Below are 25,175 nucleotides of genomic sequence, written 5' to 3'. Positions count from 1 at the left end.
TACTGGCTTTGCTAAATAAAAATTTCGATAAGTCGAATCCTTACTGCCTGTAAACTGTTAAGGAAATAAGAGGGGCTTTATTTTCTCCTTTTTTTTTCGTAAATTATAAACAATCTAATTCCGATTTTATATGAGCAGTATACAATTTCACCCCAATGAACTTCTTTTGATCTATCATGATCCAAGTTCAAGTACAGGCAAACAAACACGAGCCTATGCACGATCCGTAAGCAACCATATCAACGAGGTAGACTTACACAACGTACGTTTTACGACTACTTTATGGAAGGAGATCATCAATATGCTGGGTTGCAAGCCAAAAGACCTGCTGGACAAGTCTAACGCGGATTATCAGGCTAAAGTAAGGGGTAATACCTTTACTATGACAGGATGGCTCGAAGTGCTCATGAACAACCCTCATCTGTTGAAAGCCCCTATAGCGGTATTTAACAACCGGGCAGTACTTTGCCAAAAGCCTACAGATATACTAAAGCTTGAGGTAAATAGCAGGAGTTCATCGAAAGTACCTCCGCACCTCCGCCCAAGAGTTATTGAGTAGCATCTGGTCCTGATACTGTCAGATCCAGGTAAACCTAGTCTTGCTTCAGCAGCAGCTCGAAGATATAAGTATGCGGGTTATAGGCATTTGATTTGAAGTGCTCCAAATTCCCTATGCGTTCCCCGTTATAATAGACCATAAACTGGTTAGGCCCTCTTGCTTCGTAAAGAGCCTCTGTTTCATGCCCTTGATCAAATACAGTAACAGTATCTCCGCCTGTTTCTGATGTCCAATCTATTCGAACCAATGCCGGATTAGCTTCGCCACGGGCATTTAACAATATATGATTAGAAAAAAAAGCCCTCCGGATATTATCCTTATTCAGGTAAATGACCAGAAATGTAGCGATACAAATACCCAGTACCCAAAAAAAAGCTTTCATTTTAACCGAATACCGTCAGATTCAATATCTATAAGCTGATCTTTATATAAACCTCCTATGGCTTTTTTAAAAGCTTTCTTGCTCATATTAAACTGCTCCGTAATATCATGAGGCTCAGACTTGTCATGGTATGGTAAAAAGCCTCCATGTTCACGCAGGCTTTCTAAAACAATCTCACGGTTTTTATCAATAGCTCCTATCCCTGCCGGATTCAGCGAAAGGTCTATTTTCAGGTCTTCTCTTATCTTTTTAATAAAACCTGTTTTTTCATCACCAACGTTGACGGGCTCAAAAACTTCGTTGCGATAGATAAGACCTTTGTGCTTACCGTTGATTACGGCTGAATAACCAGCATCTGTTTCTGAATAAATCAGCAAATTCACCTGGTCTCCTTCTTTAAGTTCTCCAAGGTTAGCATTACTCAGAAAGGTATTGATTTTGCTTACTCCAATCAGGCGATCGGATTTATAGTCAAGACATATCCTTATTATGTAGCTATGACCAACCTGAAATGGGGCGTGTTGTTCCCGGTTAGGCACAAAAAGGTCCTTTTCCAGCCCCCAATCCATAAAAGCCCCATGGGGAGTGATATCTTTGGTTATCAGTGAAACAAAATCGTCCACCTTGCCTTTGGGTTCCAATGTAGTGGCCAAAAGCCTGTCTTCCGAGTCCTTATGAATAAATACCCTTAAAATATCACCTACTTCCGTACCCTCAGGCACGTATTTTAGAGGTAAAAGTATTTCTCCAAGTTCAGAATTCAGATAAACACCAAAGTCTACCTCTTTGGCTACTTCAAGTTCATAATAGTTGCCTATTTCCATAACCACAAAACTACACAAAAACGATTACCCACAGGCATGATACACTATTGAGCTCTGCTATTCTTTTCCCTGATGGCATCTCTGATCTCCATAAGTAACTGCTCCTGGCTTGTTGGCCCCTTTTCTGCCTCGGCAGGCTCTTCTTTTTTCTTCTTCAGGTAATTGTTGTACAGTTTTGCCACACCGAATACAGCTAAAGAAACAATCAAAAAGGTTATCATGTGATTCAGAAATGTACCATAATTGACCGCCACCTCCTGAACAGTACCATCTTCCAGGGTCTTTTCGCCTATCACATAATTAAGCCTGGCAAAATCTACTCCTGCTATTAACTGCCCTACCGGAGGCATTATGATATCATCCACCAGTGACTTGACAATCGCACCAAAGTATGTTGCCATAATCAACCCCACGGCCAACTCCACAACATTGCCACGGGATATAAACTTTTTAAATTCTTTAAACATGCTCATAATGAAATTTGGATAGTTTCTTTTCAATGACAATTGACGTGGATCGATTGTTTTACGAAATCGTTTACAATCATTCTATCCCTGCCAAAACTTACTATCTTTGCCCGGCCAAATTTTAACCAAAAACACATCAATTCATGAAAAATATAGCCGTAATCGGATCAGGAACAATGGGGAATGGTATCGCTCACGTATTCGCTCAAAACGGATACAAGGTATCGCTCATTGATATCTCTGCTGATGCCTTGAAAAGAGCACTCGGTACGATTGAAAAGAACCTTGACCGACAGATCAAAAAAGAAGCGATCACAGAAGATGATAAAAGGAATACGCTAGGTAATATCACTACTTTTACCTCAACCGAAGAAGGCGTGAAAAATGCCGATCTGGTAGTAGAAGCAGCAACAGAAAATATTGATCTGAAGCTTAAAATATTTCGGGATCTGGATAAGATTTGTGATGCCAATACTGTGCTTGCCACTAATACCTCATCTATTTCAATAACAAAAATTGCAGCTGTAACCGAAAGATCTGACAAGGTTATTGGTATGCATTTTATGAATCCAGTGCCTGTAATGAAGCTTGTGGAAGTAATCAGAGGGTACAATACTACCGATGAAGTAACGGCTACGATCATGGATCTATCCAGGAAACTCGGAAAAGTACCAGTGGAGGTAAACGATTATCCCGGTTTTATTGCCAATCGCATTCTAATGCCAATGATCAATGAAGCCATTGAGTCTTTATATGAGGGTGTGGCAGGTGTAGAGGAAATCGATACAGTAATGAAATTGGGAATGGCTCACCCTATGGGACCACTTCAGTTGGCTGACTTTATCGGTCTCGATGTATGTCTTTCAATTCTCAATGTACTTTATGAAGGTTTCGGCAACCCTAAGTATGCACCATGCCCGTTATTGGTAAACATGGTAGAGGCCGGTCATAAAGGTGTAAAATCAGGAAGCGGATTTTATAGCTGGGGACATGGTACAAAAGATTTGATTGTAGCTGATCGTTTCGCCAGATAGTTGCGGTTTACTGCCCCCTAATTCAGGCGCTACTGTCTCTTTGGGTTTCCGGTTTACAGTCCTTTCATTAATATGAAACCAGAACTGAAAACCGGGAACTACAAACAGCCAGCAGCCATTAACCTGATATCATTTGCAGTATTTACCCATGACATCAGCTGCACTTTTAGCACCTAATGACTTGGCCATAGTGAGGTCCGCGCAAGCACGGCTGGTCTGCTTCAAATGTATTCGCAGCAGAGCCCTTGAAAGATAGGCATCCGCATACTCTTTATCTACACTTATAGCAGCATTGTAAGCTGCCAGGGCTTCGTTAAGTTTTCCCAGTTTTTGATATGCTTTACCCTTGAGGGTATGGGCTACGGGATTGTTCTCATTTAACTTCAACGTCTTATCAGCATAGAAGACAGTGTTCTCATAGTCCTGCTGCCTGTAGTAATAGTCGCTGGTTATGCTTAGGTAAGCATTTACATTGAGGGGGTCTTCCTTTATTATTTTATGAAAATCAGCCAGAGCCTTATCATGCTGCCCTAATTCTTCGTAGGCACGGCCTCTGTTATAAAGAGATTTGATATGGGTAGGTTCCAGAGTTAAGTATTCCGTATAAGCTGCTACGGCCTCTTTATATTGGCCGTTCCTGAAATACTGGTCTCCTAAATCCGAGCTCTCATCTTTGCATGCACCGGCTACCAATAAAAATAAAAACATCACTATGAATGTATTTCGCATAGTTCTAATGTGGGTTTTAAATAAAAAAATAGTGGCCAACCCGATATGATTGCCACTCAAGAGTGCAAAGTTAACAATATTCTATCAAATAGAGGTTAAAAAATCATTTACGGCCTTCCAGTAACTGTCAGCATCCGCGTATTTGCTCCATAAGGCCTTTGACCCGTGGTTTCCAACACTTTGCGGCAGAAAGTATGTCTTTTTACCGGAAGGAATGGCGACATAAATACCCCACCAGTTATTTTTCTCATCGCGAGCCGAGGATATAAATGCAGGCTGAGTAACATTAATTGCACTTGATGTAATATAATCCCGGGCCTTACCCTGAGAGGTAAAATATTCTCCCGGGGAGAAGGCCAGAACAGCGTCTATTTTGTCCTTATGGTCACCACACAGCTTAAGTGCCAGTGATGCAGAATATGAGCTTCCCCATATGATGAGTTTACCCTGAGCATAGTTCTTTCGAGCATAATCCACCGCCGCCAGCATATCGGGAATAGCATCGACATACTGGGTTTCTTTCATAGCTTTCAGGGCATTTTGCTTTGTAATGTTGGAGACATCATTAACACTGTTCCCTGACCGAAGGTCTACAGCCATACAATTATAGCCCATACTATTTAACTTAGGAGCTATCTCGGAGTACTCACCCCTGCTCCAGTTGGCCTGATGAAAAAGTACAATAAAAGGAGCAGATTTCGGATGATTAAAGTAAAGGTCAGCTGCCATCTCCAAACCATCCACTGATTTAAAACGGATAGTCTCACTTTGCGCCAGTGATGCGCCATATGTAAAGCCAAACAGACATAAGACAACGATCAGTAGATAACGCTTCATAGGTTTTAGGTCGGTAAGAAGGCAATCTACAACATTATTATTTTCCTAGGAAATATTATTGGATTATACTCACTTCGTTTCTTAGATTTTTATAACCGGAAAGCTCTACACCGGTACTGCCAATAAACATTTTAGCCTCCACTTTTAGAGGTATTTTGTTTTTATCATCCGATATCCAGGCAAATATGGAATCTTCACCGTCAAACAGCTTGTTTTCAGGCATAATAGGAGCCAGTTTAATGGCATTGAACTTACCGGCTTTAGTCTTAATTACCTCTTTACCTTTGTACCTCACATCCAGTTCGTAGAATGTATCTTCAAAAAAGCCTTTAACTGTAAATAAATCCCCCTCATTCATTTCAGCAAAGTCAATGGTTCGCAAATAAAGGTATCCGGCCAGCATATCCCTGATATTCTCAGGTGCAGAGTAGTAGTTGGGCTCTTTATATTCGCCGGTTTTCTTGTCTTTAACCTTAGCTTCAATGAGGTTAGTACGATGGTCAAAACGTACAATTTCATTTTTGCGATAGTTACCCTCCTTGATATTTCGATAAGAGATATGGGGAACTAAGGCGGCCGTATCCACATAAGCGCCCCAATGGTCGTCAACCTTGGCTACCCAGTCTACCATACCCGTGGTTTTGCCATAAATATCCACCTTATAGCAATCCCGATGATTGATTCGGTAATAGTTATCGCGGATGAGCATTTTAGCACTGCCAATGCTGAATATTCCAAAAGAAACTTTGTAGTCGAGTACCTCTCCTTTTTGGAAGCTCTCATGAGGTACTGCCTCATAAACTTCCTCATCTCCTGTGGAGAAAGAGCTTAGAATGATAGTGATAAGAAAAAGAGTAACAAAGTTTTTCATGTCTGTAGCAGTTTTATTAACGGCACCCTATCGGTGCCATTTTAGTTACTTTATACCTGTTACCCCTACAAAGTAAATGCCAGATCAGACGGCTACGTCATTTTCCCGGAGAGCCTGATTAAGGGAAGTTTTCTTATCAGTACTCTCTTTACGCTTGCCAATGATCAGGGCGCAGGGCACCTGGTATTCACCTGCAGGGAACTTTTTCGTATATGAACCCGGAATAACCACAGATCGTTCCGGCACGTATCCCTTTGTTTCCACCGGTTCATCACCGGTTACATCTATGATCTTTGAGCTGCCCGTTAACACAACGTTAGCACCAAGCACTGCCTCCTTACCCACTCTTACGCCTTCTACGATGATACAACGGGAACCTATAAAAGCATTGTCTTCAATAATAACAGGTGCGGCCTGAACGGGTTCTAACACGCCCCCTATACCTACACCACCACTCAGGTGAACATTTTTCCCTATCTGGGCGCAGCTTCCCACTGTGGCCCAGGTATCTACCATGGTACCTTCATCTACATATGCTCCGATATTCACATAGGAAGGCATCATCACCACTCCTTTGTTTACAAAAGACCCATAGCGTGCAATTGCATGGGGCACCACTCTTACTCCAAGCTTTTCGTAGTTATTTTTGAGTTTAATCTTATCATGAAACTCGAAAGGTCCGACTTCAATGGTTTGCATTTTCATTAAAGGAAAATAGAGGATTACGGCCTTCTTGATCCACTCGTTGACTAACCAATCTTTGCCATTTGGTTCGGCCACTCTCCTTACCCCCTGATCCAGATCGCCAACTATTGTTTTAACGGCAATTTGTACATCTTTTTCTTTTAGTAAGGAGCGATCCTCCCATGCATTTTCTACAATTTCTCTTAAATCCATCAGCTATTATTGATTAATCTTTTATTATTACTGTTAATGAAAAAACACAAACTTGTCATAGCATCGGTACTTAAACCGGTTGACGATACCAGGATGTATGAAAAACTTGGGCTTTCGTTGGGCCAAACAAATAAATATGAAATTAATATCATAGGGTTTTATGTAAAAAAACTTCCTGAAGCTGAGAACATAAAATTTCATCCTCTTTTCAAATTCAAAAGACTTAACATCTCCCGCCTGGCAGCACCCTTAAAATGCTTCAAAAAATACCTTCAATTAAAGCCGGAACTCATCATTATCAATACTCATGAATTACTGATAGTTACGATCCTATACAAAATTTTATTTGGTTCCAGGATCATCTACGACATCCGTGAAAACTACTTTAGGAACATACGTTACACCAACAGTTTTCCGTATATACTGCGCCCACTGATCGCCGGTTATGTCAGGAGTAAAGAGTACATTAGCCGACTATTTTTTGACCATTACTTTCTCGCCGAAAGACAGTACGAAAAAGAGTTCAGTTTTTCACGTGGAAGGAGCACAATAATTGAGAATAAATACCGGCCCGTTTATCTTAAAACCGGTGAGAGGAAAGAGGTTAAAGATACCGCAAAAATCAACCTGGTATTTACCGGTACAATAGCTGACAGCACCGGTGTTTTTCAGTGTATAAATTTTGCAAAAAAACTCCATGAAAAAGACCCTGCTGTCAGGCTAAAAATTGTAGGGTACTGTTCCATTCCCACCACACTTAACCGGTTAAAAAAGGTCATTGAAAATACCGACTTCATAAGGCTGGAGGGCGGAGATAAACTAGTCTCTCACAGCAAAGTACTGAAGGCAATTCGAGAGGCTGATTTCGGTGTTATTTATTACCCCTGGAACAGGAGCACCATGAATACCATGCCCACCAAACTTTTTGAATATTTAGGCAATCAACTTCCAATACTATTACAAAACCACCAGCCCTGGACGGCGCTATGCAGCCACTATAATGCATCGGTCACCCTCACTGCCGACGGCTTCGAAGCAGAAGATACTCTTAGAAAAATGAAGACAACGAAGTTTTACACTAGCACGCCAAAAGAGGAGATTTTGTGGATTTCAGAAGAGAAAAAACTATTAGAAATCATTTCTAAATACACAAGTTAATTATTTAAAAATCAAATACTTAAATAACATTAACTGAAGTAAACTCTTAACATAAATTTTCTGGATCATCTTACGGAAAAAGCCCCTAGCAAGGCCTTTAGCGGCTTACTTCATTTAAAATTCACCTTTTAGTCTTGTCTAAAAATTAGGTTTTAGATTACAATTTCAAGGCCTAAACTCAAACAGGCAGGTTTTGGTAATATTTTTAAACAAAATTTAAAAAATTTTTTAGATACAACTAAATTAGTATATTTGCTGATAATGAAAGAAATAACACTAAGTTTTGCAGAGGAGAATTATCTCAAAGCCATCTACCATCTATCAGGTGATGACGGGCAGGCTGTTTCAACAAATGCAATTGCCGACACCTTAAACACCAAGGCCGCTTCGGTCACGGACATGATCAAGAAACTATCAAACAAAGGTGTGATCTCATATCAGAAATACCGGGGTGTGAAGGTTTCAGAGCTGGGTCAAAAGGCGGCACTCCAGGTGGTAAGAAAGCACCGGCTTTGGGAGACATTTCTCGTTGAAAAATTGAAGTTCAATTGGGACGAAGTACATGAGGTTGCGGAGCAGTTGGAGCACATCAAATCCCCCCTACTCATCAAGCAGCTCGACGAGTTTTTGGGCTACCCGAAATACGACCCTCATGGCGACCCGATTCCGGACGAATTCGGGGAGTTTAAGTCGAAACCTCAGGTAGCTCTCGGCGACTGCAAAATCGGGCACGAAGGAGTGGTCGTTGCAGTTAAAGATGCCAGTGCTCCTTTCCTCCAATATGTCGACAAAATCGGGGCCTATATCGGAGCAAAAATCAGGGTGATCGACAAGGTAGAATTTGACAGTTCACTGGAGATTTTGATCGACAATAAAAAGACAGTTTTCATATCAAAAGAAGTATCAGAAAATATATGGATTACAGAATAATGAAGTGGCTGATTTTCGGCCTGATTGCAATAGCGGGATGTGGCAAAGTTGCCAAAGAAAATTCTGAAAACAAACGACTGAACATTGTGACCACCACTGGCATGATCGGCGATGCCGTTGCCCATATTGCGGGTGACTCGGCTGATGTAACTTCCCTTATGGGGCCAGGCGTAGACCCTCATCTTTACAAGGCTACCCAGGGCGACCTGCAGAAGTTAACCGGCGCTGACATTATCTTTTATAATGGCCTTCACCTTGAAGGAAAAATGGGCGAGGTACTTGAAAAGCTGAGCAAGCTAAAACCTGTTGTGGCTGTTGCCCAAAATATAGAGGAAAGCAAACTCAGAAAGGTACCTGAGTTTAACAACAATTATGATCCGCATATCTGGTTTGACGTATCGCTGTGGGTCGAGGCTGTAAGGCAAATTGACCACACACTACAGGAGCTGGACAAAGCCAATGCTGCTTACTATCATAACAATGCCCTCAAATATATCAGGCAACTCGAAGAGCTGGATGTTTGGGTCAGGGAACAAATAGCTACCATACCTGAAGGGCAAAGGACACTGATCACTGCCCACGATGCATTCGGCTACTTTGGTGACGCCTACGGCATCGAGGTTAAGGGTCTGCAAGGCATATCCACGCTTTCCGAATATGGGCTAAGGGATGTCTCCGAACTTGCGAGGTTCATTGTAGACCATAAAATAAAAGCTGTATTTGTTGAGACTTCTGTTTCTCAAAAATCAATCAACGCAGTAGTGCAGGGAGCGCAAGAGCGGGGCTTTGAAGTAACCATCGGAGGAAACCTCTTCTCTGATGCCATGGGGGAAGCGGGTACGCCTGAAGGGACTTATGTGGGAATGGTAAGAGCTAATGTGAATACTATTGTTGAGGCACTTAAGTGAGGGGGATCGGTGGATTTGTGGATTGGTTAGGCAGGAAGACGGGGGACCGGAGTCGGAAGATTGGGTGACTGGTGTCCGGTGATCGGTGGATTTGTGGGTCGGTTAAGGTTAGATGACGGGAGACCAGAGTTGGTTGATTGGGTAATCAGTAATAAGGTAAGCTGAGTTTGTTAAAGAATCGGAGTTTAAGTATTTCTACGGCGCTTACAATCCCCTTGAAGGGGTTATAGCCGATAATCGGAAAACTGTAAACTATGAACGGTAAAAAGTAAAAAATGATTAAACATGTAGATAATCCGGTTTTGGAAGTGCATGACCTCACGGTGTCGTATGACCGGAAGCCGGTGCTTTGGGATATTGACCTTACGCTTCCCGCGGGGAAGCTGATTGGTATTGTAGGGCCGAATGGGGCGGGTAAATCGACGCTGATCAAATCGGTGATGGGGCTTACACCGAATAGTAGTGGTTATGTAAAGCTTTTTGACAAGGATCTGAAAGTGGTAAGGGACAGGATCAGCTATGTACCACAGCGGGAGTCGGTGGACTGGGACTTCCCGGCGTCGGCTTTAGATGTGGTACTTATGGGTAGATATGGCAAACTGGGGCTATTCAACCGGCCCAGGAAGGCCGATCGTGACATTGCCATAGATAGCCTTAGAAAAGTAGGCATGGAGGCTTACGCGGGGCGCCAGATATCCCAACTCTCTGGCGGGCAGCAGCAGCGGGTATTCCTGGCTCGTGCCCTGGCCCAGCAAGCTGACCTGTACTTTATGGATGAACCGTTTGCCGGCGTGGATGCTGCAACTGAGAAAGCCATCATCGAAATACTCAGGGAAATGTCTGCCAAGGGTAATACGGTCATTGTGGTCCATCATGACCTGCAGTCCGTGACCCAATATTTCGATTGGGTGATCCTGCTTAATATGAGGCTGGTAGCCTCCGGCCCTACTCAGGAGGTTTTTACTACAGAGCTCTTACAGGAAACCTACGGTGGCAAGTTGACGCTGCTAAGTGATGTAGGCGACCTGATCAGAAGAGAGAGATTCCCTAACCGGGAGCAGTTCGAAAAGACACCAAAAGCTAAATGACATGGATACTTTCTTTGAGTTCTTTTCATTTGCTGATCCCAATATCCGGTATGTGGTCATAGGCTCTCTCCTGCTTACAGGCAGTTCAGCTATTGTAGGTTCATTTACCTTCCTCAAAAAGAAAGCCCTGGTCGGCGATGCGGTTGCACACTCAGTGCTGCCGGGTGTGTGTCTTTCATTTATCCTTTATGGGGAGAAGAATCCTATTATTCTTATTCTCGGAGCGTTTGCTACCGGATGGTTGTCATTGATTCTGATCGATATCATTTCCTCAAGCTCCAAGATCAAGGAGGATACCGCAATCGGGCTCATTCTGTCGGTTTTTTTTGGGATAGGCATATTTATGCTCACCATCATTCAAAAATCAGGCAATGCTGCACAAACAGGTCTTGACCAGATCCTCTTTGGCAAGGCGGCGTCCCTTGTAGGCAACGATCTTATTGCATTTGCAGTAATCGCTGCCATATTGATCGTGAGTGTATGGTTTTTCTTTAAGGAGTTTACTCTGCTGGCATTCGATGAGGATTTTGCCTCCACTATCGGCCTGCCCGTAAGAGGCATTGAGCTTTTGCTCACCACACTTACAGTACTTGCGGTGGTCATAGGTATACAGGCTGTAGGTGTTGTGCTGATGGCTGCCATGCTCATTACTCCTGCCGCCGCCGCTCGCTTCTGGACAGAAAAAATCACCACAATGGTATGGCTTGCAGCAATTTTCGGAGCTTTTAGCGGCTTAGCGGGGGCATATATTTCATATGTTGCCCCTTCCATGCCTACGGGCCCGTGGATAGTTGTGGTAATTTCTACCATAGCCTTTGTTTCTTTCTTTATGGCACCTAAAAGAGGGATACTGTACCGGCTAAACAATCAACGAAGGATCAAAAAGCAGATCAATGACGAAAATATCCTGAAGGCGCTTTACCAACTTGGAGAGGAGGAAAAAAACTTCTTCGAAAAGAGGACTATGGCAGAGATATTGACTAAAAGGAAATTTGTTCCTGCCGCATTAAAAACCGGGTTAAGAAGGCTTAAACGAGAGGGATATCTAAAAAATCAAAATGGCTACTGGTCATTCACCAAGGCAGGTAAGCATAAAGGTCAGCGAACGGTTAAGCTGCATAGATTATGGGAGCTTTACCTGACCCAATACCTGCACATAGCCCCTGATCATGTGCATGATGATGCTGATACTATTGAGCATATTCTGACACCGGAGCTTGAAGCAAGACTGGAAAAATTACTTAACTATCCTACACTTGACCCGCATCAGTCTGAGATTCCTTACAGGTAGTTCTGATGGCTGATTTTTATTTGTCAATGAGGTTTTTGATAAGAGAAATTTTGAGAATTATGAGTTATAGGAATTTGAGAATATGTTATCGATGTGATTCAAAAAATCATCCCGGCACCCCGGAAACTAACTGCACCAGTAACCAAAAACCAGCAAGAAAATGGAAGCATTACAGATAATATTAGCGGGATCATTAGTGGCCATAGCGTGTGGGCTGTTGGGTTGCTTTTTGGTGCTGAGGAAGATGGCAATGGTCGGAGATGCAATTTCCCATGCAGTGTTGCCGGGTATAGTACTGGCCTTTCTGTTTACAGGATCAAGAGACTCTGTCACTATGCTTATAGGTGCTGGTGCCATAGGTATACTGACCACTTTTCTCATTGAATTTTTTCATAAAAAAGGCAAACTACAGACCGATGCCTCTATCGGAGTAACTTTCACCTGGCTATTTGCAGTGGGTGTAATCCTGGTTTCAGCCTTTGCCGGTAAGGTGGATCTTGATCAGGACTGTGTACTTTACGGTGAAATTGCTTACGTGCCACTAGATCTGTGGATCACCGACTCGGGTCTTGTTATGGGGCCAAGGGTACTTTACATTACAGGAACAGTATTGATCATTTTGATCGCATTTATTGTCTTGGGCTACAAGGAGTTGTTTCTCACCACTTTTGACCCGGGTTATGCTTCCGCTATTGGTATATCAACAGCTGTATGGCATTATCTGCTTATGGGTGCGGTATCTTTAACTACCGTGGCTTCCTTCGAATCGGTAGGTGCCATACTGGTAGTGGCCCTGCTTATCGCGCCTCCGGCTACGGCTTATATGCTTACAGAGAATTTAAAGAAAATGCTTATTCTAACTTCGGTTCTCGGGGTATTTATCTCTGCCGGTGGATATTATCTGGCCGCCTGGCTTGATGGCTCAATTGCCGGAGCTATGGCTTCAGTGGCAGGATTGCTATTTATGCTGGCCTTTCTATTCAGCCCGGGCAATGGCGTGATTTATAAATCTATAAGCAGAAGAAGCAAACCTGCAACCGACCCTTCATAAGTCTGAGGCAAAACAGGTTATTTGCCATTCAAAGCAGGCCTGTTTAAGATTCACCTCAAATAAACTTACCTTTTGGTTAACCAATTGACGTGCTATATGTTATGTGGTTATTGGCATTAAAGATTAATCAAATGGAAAATGATTAGATTTCTATATTTCTCATTTGTTGTCCTGGCTTTATTTTTTTGGAGGTGTTCGGAAGACGATGGTAATATTATACCTGGAGAGCCTGATGGCAAATGTGCGGAAGCAGGCCCTCCTGCTTTTTTAAAACAGCCATTGGGAGTATATGATGGAAACCGTTTTAAAATTCGCTTACAGACCGATATCCCCTCAGTGCTTTATTACTTTATATCAGATTTTGAAATAACAGAAAAAGATGCTGAAAATATTAAAGCCCGGGCGCTTTCAGGAAATGGCCTGGTAACTGCCAATACCTCGCAGATAACTTGTGAGGAAGCAGGTAAAGATTTTGATATAGCAATTGGTCAGCTTCCGAAAAACACAAAGCTTTTCGCCTATGTGACAGCCGAAAGCTTTGTGTCCGACACCTTGTTGCAGGAGGAAGTGGGCACTTTCACTTTTAGTATTAATGAAGATTCTGATTCTGTAGTCACCTGCGAATTGCACGGCCCCCCTGCCTTTACTTTTGAGCCTAAAGGTTTGTACGGTACTACAAGTTTTGATTTTCAGGTAAAAACAGATATCCCTTCGTCTCTTTATTATATTGTTTCTAAAAATGAACTCTCCGACAAAAGCCCTGCTAATATCAAGCAAAAGGTTCTGGAGGGTGCCGGTTTTCTGATGGCGGATTCTGCCCGCATATCCTGCGACAGCCTTTCAAAAACCTTAACTATAACTGTAAATGACCTACCAAAAGAAACACAGCTATATGCTTATTTAGTTGCGGAAAGCTATGCTTCTGACACTCTATTGCAGGACAAGGCTGTAGAATTTGTATTTACAACACATACAAGCCAGACCACGGAAACTTTCTTTTCCAACATTAAAGGCAGAGATGCTTTATATGTCCGGTATTTACCGGATGAGGCTGCGTTTAAGTACCCTGAAAACAAAATACACCCACTCATTATTTTTCTGGGTGGCAATGGCGAGGTGGCACCTCCCGGCGAAATCAAAGTAATTCAAAACGGCTCAATACCCAAGTATATCGATTCAGGGCATGATGTGCCGTTTATAGTGATAGCACCAGAGCATAACGAAGAGGACTGGGATGTAGCGTTTATTCATGAAGTTGTAGAGTTTGCTATGGAAAATTACTCCACTGATCCGTCAAGGGTGATCATCACCGGGATGAGTGGTGGTGGCATTGGCACATTCAATTACGCCATAAGCCACCCGGAAATACCGGCCGCCATAGTACCAATATCAGGTGAAGGTGATGTAGACGCTGTCTGCGTACTTTCTGACATGGCAGTTTGGGCTTTCCATAATACCAACGACCCTAAAGTGCCTACTTCGGGATCTATTGATATGATCACTGCACTACAGGGTTGTAGCCCTGTACCTGACAAAGAGGTAAACCTCACCATTTTCGCCGATGAAGGGCACAATTGCTGGATCAGGGTGTATAACCCTGAGAGTGTTACCTGGGAATATGATCCTTCTGTTGAACCAATCAATATATATGAATGGATGTATCAGCAGTCAAAGTAAATCATCAAGGTGATTTACCGTGGGTTCCTTTCATTACCACACGGACATCTGCCCGCCTCTGTTGATCAGGAGTAGTATCTTCGTCAATTGCACCATACCCTCTGGCCACAATACGCTCTTCTCTTATACCCTTGCCTACAAGGTAATTAAGCACTATTAGCGCCCGCTTGTGAGACAACTCCAGGTTGTAACGTGGATTACCGTCAGAGCTGGCAAATCCAGCTATATCAATATTAAGCACATCATGCTTCTTTACCAGCCGTATTATGCTATCCAGTTCGGCCTGATGCTCATCTTTTATTGCCGACTGGTCTGTATTAAAAAATATCTTATGGGTATGATCCATCAGCTTCAATTCATGCTCCTCAAATTTATTAGACTGTGCCAGCTGCTCTGCTTCAAGGGTCTTGAAAAGTTGTTCCTGTTCTTTGGTAAGAAATACGGCAGGCGTATGATCCTTATCGCCATGATACTTGATCATAAAGATATCGGTAAAGCCAATACCCCCCTCTCTCACGGAAGCAAAATACCCCCTTCTGCCATCCGCTGTCATTTGAAAGAATATTTCATCATCCGGTGTATTTATAGGATAACCCAGATTTTCAGGAGCAGACCACTCACCCGATGCACTGTCATATACTGACCGGAAAATATCATAGCCACCATAGCCTTTGTGACCGGAACTGCTGAAGTAGAGTGTTTTACCATCATGTGCTAAAAAAGGACTGTCCTCATCATACTTTGTATTGATGACAGCCCCCAGGCTCTTGGACTTATACCAGTTTCCCTTTTCATCTTTTATACAATAGTAGATATCAATCCCCCCTTCGCCACCCGGCCTGTTGCTGGTATAAAGTATGACGTCAGACGAGGACGTTTCGGATACAGCATTCTCGGAGTAAATGGAGGAGTTAATTTTATCGGTCAGAAATTTCGGCTCAGACCATTGTCCGTTTTCATAGTCAGAGTAATAGATGTCTCCCATTTGCTCATCTTTATACAAGTACAGTCTGTTGCCATCTGCCGACAAGGCTATATTGGCATCGTGGTATTCGGTATTGATAGGTGGGCCAATATTCTTTGCTGCTCCCCATGAATCACCTGACTTCCGGGATATAAACACATCCTCAAAATAGAAATTATCTTTATCTACATTGGCCGTGGTGTTATCTTCCTGCCTCCTTGAAGTAAAGATCATTACTGTCTCATCCTTATTGATCACGGGTGCATAATCCGGCCAGATAGAATTGATATTTTCACCCAGTGGGATGACTGAATATTGAGCGGGTTTACCAATAATATCTTTGGCATTAGAGCATTCCAGAATACTTCTGTTGACCTTCTCCAACGGCACACGGTCTTTGCCTCTGTAATTTCTATTGCCCAGTAATTTACGTTTATAACGTTCATAGTATTCCAATGCTTTGTCAAAATCGAGTCCGTAATGATACGCGCGACCAATAAAATAAGGCAAGTCAAAGCGGTATGACGGCTTAAGTGCTTCAATACGTAGCAGGTATTTCACTGCCTCATCTTTGTTGATGGTTTCAAGGTACAGGCTGCCGGCCATCCAATTAGCTTCCAGATTAGCAGGGTCAAGGTTGGCAGCCTGTACATACAGCTCCTTAGCTATTTCTATTGCCTCCTTTTGCTGGCTATAGATCTGGTTGGCCTGCTGAAGATAAAGCTGTGCCTGCTGAACTGAATCTTCCTGGGAGAATAGCGGGACGCTTATGGAATAAAAAAGTAGAATTGTAAAAAACCTCATAGCCTGTATATAGATCTTAAATCTTAATATATAGAAAATATGGCTTTTCTGCTATACCAAAGTTCATGCTTTTCTAAAAATATTACAGCAGTGGTATACCCATTATGCTCTCCAAAAAGTACTGTCAGCTAGTGAAAAATGACTACGCCCCTTAAAGGAGTTTCCGAATTTCCCTGTAATAAAACTGTATATATACCTGGTGGCAAAGCTCCTCTGTCAATGATGATATCATCCTGCACACCGTCCATCTTCCTCACCACTCTACCTCTATTATCAATCATGGTGAGCTGGTAATGGTCTGCCGACTGATTAAATTTCAAGCTCACGCGGTCGGTTCCCGGGTTGGGGTAAAACAAAATATCGTTTTTGTCATCATTATGTTTCCTGTAAACCACTGCTAAATTGGAATTTATATATCGCTGATCATCAGAAACTCCAGCGAATTCATCTGCCTGTATATGACAGCTGACCGGGCTTATAATTGATACTCTGTAATAGAGCGTATCCTCATCCAGACCGGCATCGATATAATTAACTGTATTGACAGGCACTTCGGCCAGCAGCTCCATTTCAGATATAGTCGTGCCCCGTAGTATACGGTATCCGCTGTAACCTATTCCCTCATATGGCTCCCATGAAAGATGCACCCGATCTATTGGTTTGGAAACTGTTTTCAAATATATGGTTTTATGTACGTCACTTAGCGACTCAACGCCGCATTTATTCATCGCCCCAACTTTATAGGAATATCCATGTTTATCAGTATTTACCTGATTATCCACAAATGTATTTTCCAAAGCCGATGTTGTCCATATTTGCTCAAAATTATCAGAACCTCGCGGTGCCCTGTATATAGCATATGAATTCGAAGATTCTTTTGCCGGATCACTCCAAAATATCTGGTTGCCACTGCCTTTAGCATCAGCCGTTACAGAGCAGACCTCAGGGCGAGAGACTGCACCCTGTACGAGGTTATTAATAATAAAAATACAGTTATTGGCATCTTTTACCTCTACGAACTGATTTATTTCCGGATCAATCTGTATTTCTCTCTGCATAGATGGCCCATACTTCACTAATGAGAGGCCGGAATTGTATTCAGAATGCACCAGGTGATTATCAGAGGTGGCAGCTAAAGGACTAAAAACTTCACCATAGGTATATTCTCCCAGGGTTTTTCTTTGCAACATTGTACCATCCGTATCAAATTTCAGCAGATAACTGCCAGTGTAAAACTCATACCCGCTCCCATTACTAATCTTACTCCAGGCCATTTCCCCTGTTACATGCAACTCTCCGTTAAAACCTGCTTCAATATCATAAGCTTTATCAAAAGTCGGGTATCCTTCAATTAGCACATATGGCTTCGCCCAATTTATGGATCCGTCCGAGCTATTAATACTGGCCAATACCAAAACCGGCTGCTCAAAAGAAGCATTACCAAAACTGGATGAGCTACTCAAAAAATGTGCAACTACATACACTTTACCCCCAGGACTAATAGTAATGTTTCTCCCAAAATCATCATGATTGGCACCCCCTCCTCGGATGGCCCATACTGCCTGCCCCTTTGAATTATATTTGACTACATATATATCCATATGATGTGTACTTTGCAACCTCAGATCATCAAAGTGAATATCGGTCTCATACCCCCCGGTAAGGTAAACTTCTCCAGTATTACTTATATGCATTCCGTGATTAATCTCCCCATTCCTTCCCCATATATTTCTGGCCCACACCAATTGCCCTTGTGGAGAATACTTGGCCAGGTAGAGGTCTGATGGCCCTTTGATGTTGTTGAAAACATTGCCATTGAAAAAGGGTGTTGTCCTTTTTCCTACCGCATAAATATTGTTCATACCGTCGACACCTACGTTTGAAATATCCCTTGGCATGACCTTAATCCAGTCCAGATAACCTTTCTTATTAAACCGGACCAGATAGCCATTTTTCTTTAGAGTTACTTTCTGATTATGCGTTATCATGGTTCCTTCTCCATACAAAATGTTAAATGCAAGCACTGTGTTTCCATCTTTATCTACAACCATCTCTGCTATCTTTCCTCCTATGAAAGTTACTCCCCATGCAAAATCACCTTTTGCACTAAACCCTGCCAGATAGATACCTTCAGCACCATCAACACCTACACTATGGTTTCCGAAATATATAGCTCCACTATAATTACCTGCTATATATACATTATCTTCACCATCAACGTCCGTCTCCTCCAGCCCTTTATACCATACATTCTCTCTGCCGGTAACCCGCCAGACTTCCTTATCGGAGGTACCGACAGGCTGAAACGAACTATTATCTATACTATAGGTGTAGGGTGCCTTACCTCCTGTAATGCTAAGACTGCGTGTATCGTTTGTGCAATCCTCCTGCTGCAGACTAGCTTCGAGAGTATTAGGTTGTTCGACAATGGTATTTGCAAAGGCCTTCTTTCCTTCACTATCTGTTACCTCCAGGTGGTAAAAGCCGGCTGATAATCCTGAAATATCTTCGGAGGAGGCTCCGTTGCTCCACTGAAAAGTATAGGGAGGGACTCCTCCGGACATGGTTAGATCGATACTACCATCAGAGCTTCCACTACAGCTTATATTAACCACCTCAAGCACAGGACCTGGTGCAACTGTATAGCTGACAGTATCAGAATAGTAAACAGTACCATTAGTATCGGTCATCATCGCATAGAGCAAATTCTCCCCTGGCACCAGAGTCATATTAATGGGAGAATACGGCATTGAAGCCCTCTCTAGAAGATTGTTTTCGTTGATTACATTTATATGCACTTCTTCTATTAATATACCTGCCGACTTAAATATCAATCTGGCTTGCCCTTCTACATTTTCTTTAATAGCATTGTCATATTTTTTGTTTCCAAACCATTGCAGAGAGGCCTCGTTGCCAACAATAAGCACTTCTCTGAGTGCGAAATCACCACCAAAAGTATTCGGAAATGAAATGAACTGAACGTTTTGCTGCTCCATAAAGGCATTCAATGGAATTTTTACTTTAAACCAACCGTCACCAAGACTATCAACGTTATTCAAGTAGTTTCCTATTACGGCACCTCCTTTATCGTTTAGGCGAAATTCTATATGGTTCCAATCTGCAACGGAAAAATTCTTCAGAGTTAAATGAAGGTACTGGTATCCTGAGCCGGACAGCAGGAGCGGGTTGGCCGTGTATACTGCGTACTCATCATAACCAAGTTTGACAGCACCATATTTATCACCACCGCTGACCAGCATGTAATCCAGCTCCGGCACTCCTGAAATGTCCAGAATACCCCTAAGTTTGCGTGTTGCAATCTTTTGTTTATCATCCAACCTCAGTTTTATGGAGGGAGGCCCTTCTATTAACTTACTGTATGGAGACTCTTCCGTAGCGCTGTAAACTTTTACTCTGTATTGATAGCTTACTCCATTCTCAATATTATTGTCTGTATAACTATATATTTCTGCCGCAAGGTCTGCTATAACCTGGAAATCACTATGCTGTGCCTGCCTGCGCTCAACAATAAAGCCTTGATGTCCACCTGCCGGATATTCCCATGAAAATGAGATAATTGCCGGAGATATTTGAACAGGTTTAACGTTTGCCGGAGGAATTAAATTCTGTGCCTTGACGGGTGTATTACACAACCACGTCAATAGTATTAATAAGGGTACCAGCGCTTTCATATCTTTTGTATTTATTGGTTCATAGAAAAGGGTTAAAAATTTACTTTGAGAAAGCAGTGTGCAACTACAGGCAAGTATTTTTACGCTTCGCTTATTTCTACATATCAAGCACTTACAGAACTTAGAAAATTTTCTATCTCTGGCAAAATCACCTCAGTTTGCCGCAGAAAATCCACATCACGTTTTTTCTACCTGATACTATTTTAATGTAGGTTTTGGACTATATATTAAATTTAAGAAGAAAAATATCGAGAACGCGACTCGCGTTGTATTTATCACTTTTTCTCTGTGGTTGAATTGCAAATTATATGCCCTTGCTGTATGTTTTAACAGATATTAAAGTTGTGCCAAACTTTATAAAAAAAGAGAGTTTCAAAAACGAAACTCTCTTTAGCAGCAGGTTTTAAAAATAAAATATTGTACCGCTACATTTTAACGACAATCTTCCCGGTAGTATGCCCTGTTTCTATTTGTTTAAAGGCATCATTGATATTGTCCAAGTTATACTCTTTAGTAATATTAACTTTTAATGTACCGGCTTCAACCATTTCTCTGATATGATCCAACTGGCGTGCATTGGGTTCTGTAAATACAAAATGGAATCTGATATGATCAGGAAGTCCGTCCCCCTGATTAGTGATGGATATGAGTCGGCCGCCTTCTTTTAAGCTTCGGGCACCTTGCAGTGTGGCACCTCCACCTACCGCATCAAATACCAGATCAACTCCATCCGGCACTATGTCCCATATTACCTCTTCTATTTTCTGGGATTTATAATCCAGGCAATGGTCAGCACCAAGTTCTCTGAGGTAATCATGATTTTCCTTGCTTGCAACAGCCACCACCTGGGCTCCTTCATACTTGGCCATCTGCACAGCAAACGAACCTACGCCTCCTGATGCTCCCAAAATCATTACCGTATCATCAAGCTTGACCTTTCCTACTTCAAAAAGACACTGGTAAGCAGTGAGACCAGCCAAAGGTATGGCCCCAGCCTCCTCAAAGCTAATATTTATCGGTTTTTTGGCCAGATAGCTTTCGGGAACAGATATATAATCTGCAAATGTACCATGATTATTTAGCTCCGGCCTGCGGGCATATGCAAATACTTCATCTCCAACACTGAACCTCCTGGCTCCATGGCCTCTTTTTTCTACTATGCCGGCCATATCCCACCCTAGAATCATGGGAAATTCATGAGGTAGCCTATCTTTCATATACCCCTGAGCCAGTTTGGCATCTACGGGATTTACTCCGGAGGCCTTAATTTTCACGAGCACCTCCCCTTCTTTCGGTTCAGGCGTAGGTTGCTCTTTTACAGACAATTTGCTTCCAAACTCTTCTAATATTGCAGCTTCCATAGAATAATTGTTTAATGGTTAGTTGTAACAAGAAGGCGCGAACAGATATCTCGCACCTGAATACTAACAGGCTCATGTTTGGTATGGTTATGATTAATCTGTAATTATTCGGTTTAAACTCACAGTTTACTGTTCGTAGTACACTTTTTACAGCTCACTCTCTACATTTTTACTGATCACCGAAATGCCACTCTTCCATGTAATCGTTTTCCAGAACTCTTACTCAGCACCACATTATAGATACCCGCCGGCAAGTTCCCGCGTTCTATAACGGCTCTGTCAAATATTCCGTCTATTTGCTTTACTACGCGGCCACTGAGATCGATCACTTGCATCTGGTACTGGTCTCCATCGGGGCTGAACGTGACGCTGATGCGGTCATGTGCGGGATTGGGGTAAAACGTTAGGTTACCGGCTTCTTTAAAGCTGGCTGCTACATTTGAAGTAACTTCCATGGCAGTACCTTCCTCAGCGTGCCGACCTGCCATATTTAATGACTGACCTGCGGAGCAACTGCCGTCATTTTCGACCCTTATCTGATAATACAGTGTAAATGGAGAAGGATCCAGATCTGTAAAGGTATGGAGATAGTCGGGTACGCTGGTCAGTAACTCCATGTTGGCAGGTGACGAACCGCGATAAATCTTAAAGCTGTTGTAATCAAAACCCTCATAACCATCCCAAATTAGATTGATTTGCCCCAGGTTGCCTTCATTTACCGTAAGGTGCATGGTGCGGTGGGGATTACCGAAAGCTGATTCGTTTCCACAGCCGTCGATACCGGTTACTACATATTGGTAGCCCCTTTCGAGGGTAATGGCCGTAGAGTCTAAAAACTCAAATACATCCTCTCCTGTCGAACCGACCAGTTCGTATTCACCAGTTGCGAATGTTTCCTTGTAGATATTGTAGGCAACTACAGGCTCATTTTGCTCACCCGACGTAAAGTACAAGTTGTTGCCGTTGTGTCCAGATGTGATATAGCAGATGGAAGGTGGAGCGGGTGGTAAATCTTCAAAGGTAAGGTCATAGAGGGTAAAGGAACAGACATTGTCATCCTTGACTGTAATGTACTGGTTTTCGGGAGCAATGGGTATAGATTGTTTCATGGGAGCTCCATATTTTATAATAGATGCTCCTCCCAAAGCGTTTTTCATAAGCAGATGGTTATCCCGTGTAGTCGCAATGGGCGTATTATTGTTATTCTCATAATCATACTCATCCAGCTCCCTTAACGAATGCAGGTCTCCTGAATAATCGAATTCGAATAAAACGTTATCATAATAGCGAAAACGGTCAAAATCCTCTCCTTCTCTCAGGATTAAAGTAAAGCCTTGCGCTGACAAATAAATCCTGTCCCACAGCGTAACCAGGCCATAGGCGTTATCCACATCCAGGAATCCCGCTTCAAAATATGGCCTTGCCCAAAGAAAGGTGCCATCCTTACTGTCGAGCATCAATAGTACCTGCTCAGCCTGGGATGAAATGTATTCTCCAAATTTACCGTGGTTGCCATTAAAAGTAATTGTGGCAAACACGTGCCCCTTACCATCTTCTGTAATAGTATATCCGGTATCATCATTATTCGAGTCACCTCCCGATTGGGCCCATAATACTTGCCCATCATTATTAAGCTTAGCTATGTAGGCATCGTCAAGGCCTGATGCCTGCAATTTCAGACCTCCAAAATCTATGTCACCTGAAAAACCTCCTACGATAAAAATGTTTCCTCCCAGGTCAATAAAAATATCGTTGTTCCTTTCCCCTAACTTTCCTGAAATGTCTTTCTTCCATTGCAATTCTCCGGCCCGGTTAAGCTTTGCCATATACAGATCAGAAACACCATTTCCTGTAGTGGTAGAATAAAACTGTCGCCCGACAGCATATATATTACCCGATGCATCGGTTATTATATGGCTAAGGCCAACGCCAAACTCCTTTATCCATTGCAAGTTACCTTTCTGATCATGATGGACTAAATATGAACCTTTGGCTAATCTTATGCCGGATGGGATCAGGGAAATATAATTACTATTTACTTCAATAATAAAGGTACTATTGCCTTCCTGGTCTACAGTAATATCCGGGGATAAACTGCGGCGATATTCATTGGGTTCATTATCTTCCGAATAAACTGCCCATGCAAACCCTCCAACAGAGTCTATTTTAATTAAATAATTACCTTTTTTGTCTATTCCTCCTACCGAGTGACTACCGAATTTAAGCAGCCCATTGTATTCTCCTGCAAAATACACGTTGTTGTGTCCATCCTCCGCTATGCCTGTTGTGCGCCAGATATAGCCTTCCCTACTGCTAATATTGCTGTTTTGAAAGTTCCAAACCTCCTCTTTGTCAACAGTTCCCAATTTTTCGAAAGCAGCTCCGTCTACACTATAGTGGTAAGAGCCGCTGCCTCCATAGACATTTAGAAAAGCCTGATCATCGTAACAATGATCCCTGGAGAGTCCTGCACTCATGCTATTTGGCTGCTGCACCTCAATGGTTGCTTCAATAGTTTTATGAAGTGAATCAGTCACTTGTATGCTATATAGGTCTGCCGCCAAACCTGTTACATCCTCAGTAGTTGCGCCATTGCTCCATGCATAGGTAAATGGAGGTGTACCTCCTTCTACAGTGATATCGATGCTTCCATCAACGCCTCCATAACAGCTAACAGGCTGAACGGCATACGTCAGCCCATTGGGCAAATCAAAATTTACAGTGTCAGAGTAATACGTATTGCCGGATTTGTCAGTAACTACACCCAACATTTTGTTTTCGCCCTGCAATAAAGCAGGATTAAAGTAATGATAAAGCATTGAGCTTTGTATCAGGTCATTTCCCTGGGTCAACATTTTAAGCCTTATTTCATCGACAAATACTCCATCGTTGGCAAATATCAGTTCACTTTGAGCTGGCTGGTTATCTTTTCGGGCATTGTCAAATTTTTCGCTGCCAAACCATTGCAGAGGCTCTTTATCTCCTGTAAAGGTGATATCCCTTATGCCTATGTTGGCGTTGAAAGCATGTGGAAGTACCATGTGGCTGATAGGCGCCACAGGTTGCAAGTCTTTAAGAGGTATATTAATCCGGAACCAGCCGTCTCCCAGGTCTTCCGCACCTGCAATGTAGTTGCCAATAATAACCTTACGGTTGGGGTACTCTTCATTCAGGCTGAGCATCATTTGGTTCCAATTGGTTGACCCGAGATCCTTCAAAGTCATTTTCAAAAACTGAAAGCCTCCTGCTTTCAAGTCTGCAACTTCTTTAAAAACAGCATTTTCATCATAGCCGAGTTTAGTAGCAGCATACTTACCTGCACTGTTGATTTTTAAATAATCAATTTGAGCTTTCCCTTCAACCTCAAACTGAACCCGCACATTTGTGGGCCGAATTTTGCCCCCATCGTCAATACTTAAACTTACTGCCACAGGATCCTGGGCATAAACTGACAGGCACGCGCAAACACTGCACACACCGCATGCGATAATTAAAGCCAATTTTTTCATTTTGTTGGTTTTTTAGTTAGATATCATTCTCGGAAAGGTTAGATAATAATATGATTTTAAATAAAATTAAAAAAATATAATCATATTATACAATTTTTAAACAAATAAATAATAAATTTATATATCCGAAATTAGCTCAAGA

Annotated in this window: 20 protein-coding genes; 9 read left to right on the top strand and 11 right to left on the bottom strand. The window is 42.4% G+C overall.

What is annotated here, in order from left to right:
* Positions 1-130: 130 nt before the first annotated feature.
* A complete protein-coding gene (locus LVD17_RS20870; protein ID WP_233760948.1) occupies positions 131-559 on the top strand; it encodes an arsenate reductase family protein in 429 nt (142 codons plus the stop codon).
* A 34-nt stretch (positions 560-593) separates the two neighbouring features.
* Here the strand turns inward: LVD17_RS20870 and LVD17_RS20865 are convergent, their stop codons facing one another.
* Genes LVD17_RS20865 through mscL form a run of 3 tightly spaced genes read right to left on the bottom strand, consistent with a single transcriptional unit; the run spans position 594 to position 2,232 of the window.
* Complete coding sequence (locus LVD17_RS20865; protein WP_233760947.1) at positions 594-941, bottom strand: hypothetical protein; 348 nt, start codon at positions 939-941, stop codon at positions 594-596.
* Entirely contained in the window at positions 938-1,765 is an 828-nt protein-coding gene (locus tag LVD17_RS20860; RefSeq protein WP_233760946.1) for a CvfB family protein, read from the bottom strand. Before LVD17_RS20860 ends, LVD17_RS20865 begins: the two co-directional genes overlap by 4 nt.
* Positions 1,766-1,809: 44 nt before the next feature.
* A complete protein-coding gene (mscL, locus tag LVD17_RS20855) occupies positions 1,810-2,232 on the bottom strand; it encodes a large-conductance mechanosensitive channel protein MscL (protein WP_233760945.1) in 423 nt (140 codons plus the stop codon).
* Positions 2,233-2,375: 143 nt separating this feature from the next.
* Here mscL and LVD17_RS20850 point away from each other — a divergent pair, with 143 nt between their 5' ends.
* On the top strand, positions 2,376-3,266 hold the full coding sequence (locus tag LVD17_RS20850) for a 3-hydroxyacyl-CoA dehydrogenase family protein (protein ID WP_233760944.1): 891 nt from the start codon (positions 2,376-2,378) through the stop codon (positions 3,264-3,266).
* 129 nt (positions 3,267-3,395) lie between these two features.
* Here LVD17_RS20850 and LVD17_RS20845 read toward each other — a convergent pair whose 3' ends face one another.
* The 4 genes from LVD17_RS20845 to LVD17_RS20830 all read right to left on the bottom strand — a co-directional run bounded on the left by LVD17_RS20845 (position 3,396) and on the right by LVD17_RS20830 (position 6,600).
* A complete protein-coding gene (locus LVD17_RS20845; protein ID WP_233760943.1) occupies positions 3,396-3,995 on the bottom strand; it encodes a tetratricopeptide repeat protein in 600 nt (199 codons plus the stop codon).
* Positions 3,996-4,079: 84 nt separating this feature from the next.
* Positions 4,080-4,832, bottom strand: a complete 753-nt coding sequence (locus LVD17_RS20840; protein ID WP_233760942.1) for an alpha/beta hydrolase — start codon at positions 4,830-4,832, stop codon at positions 4,080-4,082.
* A 55-nt stretch (positions 4,833-4,887) separates the two neighbouring features.
* The gene (locus LVD17_RS20835) at positions 4,888-5,703 is read right to left on the bottom strand and encodes a DUF3108 domain-containing protein (RefSeq protein WP_233760941.1); all 816 of its coding nucleotides are present in this window, start codon (positions 5,701-5,703) and stop codon (positions 4,888-4,890) included.
* Positions 5,704-5,787: 84 nt separating this feature from the next.
* Positions 5,788-6,600, bottom strand: a complete 813-nt coding sequence (locus LVD17_RS20830) for a 2,3,4,5-tetrahydropyridine-2,6-dicarboxylate N-succinyltransferase (protein WP_233760940.1) — start codon at positions 6,598-6,600, stop codon at positions 5,788-5,790.
* Between the two features lie 36 nt (positions 6,601-6,636).
* Between LVD17_RS20830 and LVD17_RS20825 the strand changes: the two genes are divergently transcribed.
* The 7 genes from LVD17_RS20825 (at position 6,637) to LVD17_RS20795 (ending at position 14,703) form a co-directional block, all read left to right on the top strand.
* Positions 6,637-7,758 carry a glycosyltransferase family protein gene (locus LVD17_RS20825; RefSeq protein ID WP_233760939.1) on the top strand — a complete coding sequence of 374 codons (1,122 nt, stop codon included), beginning with the start codon at positions 6,637-6,639 and terminating at the stop codon, positions 7,756-7,758.
* 261 nt (positions 7,759-8,019) lie between these two features.
* Entirely contained in the window at positions 8,020-8,688 is a 669-nt protein-coding gene (locus LVD17_RS20820; RefSeq protein ID WP_233760938.1) for a metal-dependent transcriptional regulator, read from the top strand.
* Positions 8,673-9,596: a metal ABC transporter solute-binding protein, Zn/Mn family gene (locus LVD17_RS20815; RefSeq protein WP_233760937.1), complete on the top strand. Its 924-nt coding sequence runs from the start codon at positions 8,673-8,675 to the stop codon at positions 9,594-9,596. Before LVD17_RS20820 ends, LVD17_RS20815 begins: the two co-directional genes overlap by 16 nt.
* A gap of 275 nt (positions 9,597-9,871) precedes the next feature.
* Positions 9,872-10,684, top strand: coding sequence for a metal ABC transporter ATP-binding protein (locus LVD17_RS20810; protein ID WP_233760936.1), 813 nt, complete (start codon positions 9,872-9,874; stop codon positions 10,682-10,684).
* Between the two features lies 1 nt (position 10,685).
* Positions 10,686-11,975, top strand: coding sequence for a metal ABC transporter permease (locus LVD17_RS20805; RefSeq protein ID WP_233760935.1), 1,290 nt, complete (start codon positions 10,686-10,688; stop codon positions 11,973-11,975).
* A 160-nt stretch (positions 11,976-12,135) separates the two neighbouring features.
* Positions 12,136-13,026 (top strand): metal ABC transporter permease, encoded by an 891-nt coding sequence (locus LVD17_RS20800; protein WP_233760934.1) that lies wholly within the window; start codon positions 12,136-12,138, stop codon positions 13,024-13,026.
* Positions 13,027-13,164: 138 nt separating this feature from the next.
* On the top strand, positions 13,165-14,703 hold the full coding sequence (locus LVD17_RS20795; RefSeq protein WP_233760933.1) for a carboxylesterase family protein: 1,539 nt from the start codon (positions 13,165-13,167) through the stop codon (positions 14,701-14,703).
* 4 nt (positions 14,704-14,707) lie between these two features.
* Here LVD17_RS20795 and LVD17_RS20790 read toward each other — a convergent pair whose 3' ends face one another.
* The 4 genes from LVD17_RS20790 to LVD17_RS20775 all read right to left on the bottom strand — a co-directional run bounded on the left by LVD17_RS20790 (position 14,708) and on the right by LVD17_RS20775 (position 25,033).
* Positions 14,708-16,471 carry an OmpA family protein gene (locus LVD17_RS20790; protein ID WP_233760932.1) on the bottom strand — a complete coding sequence of 588 codons (1,764 nt, stop codon included), beginning with the start codon at positions 16,469-16,471 and terminating at the stop codon, positions 14,708-14,710.
* A 128-nt stretch (positions 16,472-16,599) separates the two neighbouring features.
* Entirely contained in the window at positions 16,600-20,163 is a 3,564-nt protein-coding gene (locus LVD17_RS20785; protein ID WP_233760931.1) for a T9SS type A sorting domain-containing protein, read from the bottom strand.
* Positions 20,164-20,588: 425 nt separating this feature from the next.
* Positions 20,589-21,524 carry an NADP-dependent oxidoreductase gene (locus LVD17_RS20780; RefSeq protein WP_233760930.1) on the bottom strand — a complete coding sequence of 312 codons (936 nt, stop codon included), beginning with the start codon at positions 21,522-21,524 and terminating at the stop codon, positions 20,589-20,591.
* Between the two features lie 176 nt (positions 21,525-21,700).
* A complete protein-coding gene (locus LVD17_RS20775; RefSeq protein WP_233760929.1) occupies positions 21,701-25,033 on the bottom strand; it encodes a T9SS type A sorting domain-containing protein in 3,333 nt (1,110 codons plus the stop codon).
* Between the last annotated feature and the right edge of the window lie 142 nt (positions 25,034-25,175).

Origin of the sequence: Fulvivirga ulvae (assembly GCF_021389975.1) — a bacterium.
In the GTDB taxonomy this organism is placed as follows: domain Bacteria; phylum Bacteroidota; class Bacteroidia; order Cytophagales; family Cyclobacteriaceae; genus Fulvivirga; species Fulvivirga ulvae.
This window is presented reverse-complemented; position numbering and strand designations above follow the sequence as displayed.

Bases quoted from the DNA above. Each gene is read 5' to 3' on its own strand.
- LVD17_RS20870 (WP_233760948.1), top strand. From the start codon at position 131: ATGAGCAGTATACAATTTCACCCCAATGAACTTCTTTTGATCTATCAT.
- LVD17_RS20865 (WP_233760947.1), bottom strand. From the start codon at position 941: ATGAAAGCTTTTTTTTGGGTACTGGGTATTTGTATCGCTACATTTCTG.
- LVD17_RS20860 (WP_233760946.1), bottom strand. From the start codon at position 1,765: ATGGAAATAGGCAACTATTATGAACTTGAAGTAGCCAAAGAGGTAGAC.
- mscL (WP_233760945.1), bottom strand. From the start codon at position 2,232: ATGTTTAAAGAATTTAAAAAGTTTATATCCCGTGGCAATGTTGTGGAG.
- LVD17_RS20850 (WP_233760944.1), top strand. From the start codon at position 2,376: ATGAAAAATATAGCCGTAATCGGATCAGGAACAATGGGGAATGGTATC.
- LVD17_RS20845 (WP_233760943.1), bottom strand. From the start codon at position 3,995: ATGCGAAATACATTCATAGTGATGTTTTTATTTTTATTGGTAGCCGGT.
- LVD17_RS20840 (WP_233760942.1), bottom strand. From the start codon at position 4,832: ATGAAGCGTTATCTACTGATCGTTGTCTTATGTCTGTTTGGCTTTACA.
- LVD17_RS20835 (WP_233760941.1), bottom strand. From the start codon at position 5,703: ATGAAAAACTTTGTTACTCTTTTTCTTATCACTATCATTCTAAGCTCT.
- LVD17_RS20830 (WP_233760940.1), bottom strand. From the start codon at position 6,600: ATGGATTTAAGAGAAATTGTAGAAAATGCATGGGAGGATCGCTCCTTA.
- LVD17_RS20825 (WP_233760939.1), top strand. From the start codon at position 6,637: ATGAAAAAACACAAACTTGTCATAGCATCGGTACTTAAACCGGTTGAC.
- LVD17_RS20820 (WP_233760938.1), top strand. From the start codon at position 8,020: ATGAAAGAAATAACACTAAGTTTTGCAGAGGAGAATTATCTCAAAGCC.
- LVD17_RS20815 (WP_233760937.1), top strand. From the start codon at position 8,673: ATGGATTACAGAATAATGAAGTGGCTGATTTTCGGCCTGATTGCAATA.
- LVD17_RS20810 (WP_233760936.1), top strand. From the start codon at position 9,872: ATGATTAAACATGTAGATAATCCGGTTTTGGAAGTGCATGACCTCACG.
- LVD17_RS20805 (WP_233760935.1), top strand. From the start codon at position 10,686: ATGGATACTTTCTTTGAGTTCTTTTCATTTGCTGATCCCAATATCCGG.
- LVD17_RS20800 (WP_233760934.1), top strand. From the start codon at position 12,136: ATGGAAGCATTACAGATAATATTAGCGGGATCATTAGTGGCCATAGCG.
- LVD17_RS20795 (WP_233760933.1), top strand. From the start codon at position 13,165: ATGATTAGATTTCTATATTTCTCATTTGTTGTCCTGGCTTTATTTTTT.
- LVD17_RS20790 (WP_233760932.1), bottom strand. From the start codon at position 16,471: ATGAGGTTTTTTACAATTCTACTTTTTTATTCCATAAGCGTCCCGCTA.
- LVD17_RS20785 (WP_233760931.1), bottom strand. From the start codon at position 20,163: ATGAAAGCGCTGGTACCCTTATTAATACTATTGACGTGGTTGTGTAAT.
- LVD17_RS20780 (WP_233760930.1), bottom strand. From the start codon at position 21,524: ATGGAAGCTGCAATATTAGAAGAGTTTGGAAGCAAATTGTCTGTAAAA.
- LVD17_RS20775 (WP_233760929.1), bottom strand. From the start codon at position 25,033: ATGAAAAAATTGGCTTTAATTATCGCATGCGGTGTGTGCAGTGTTTGC.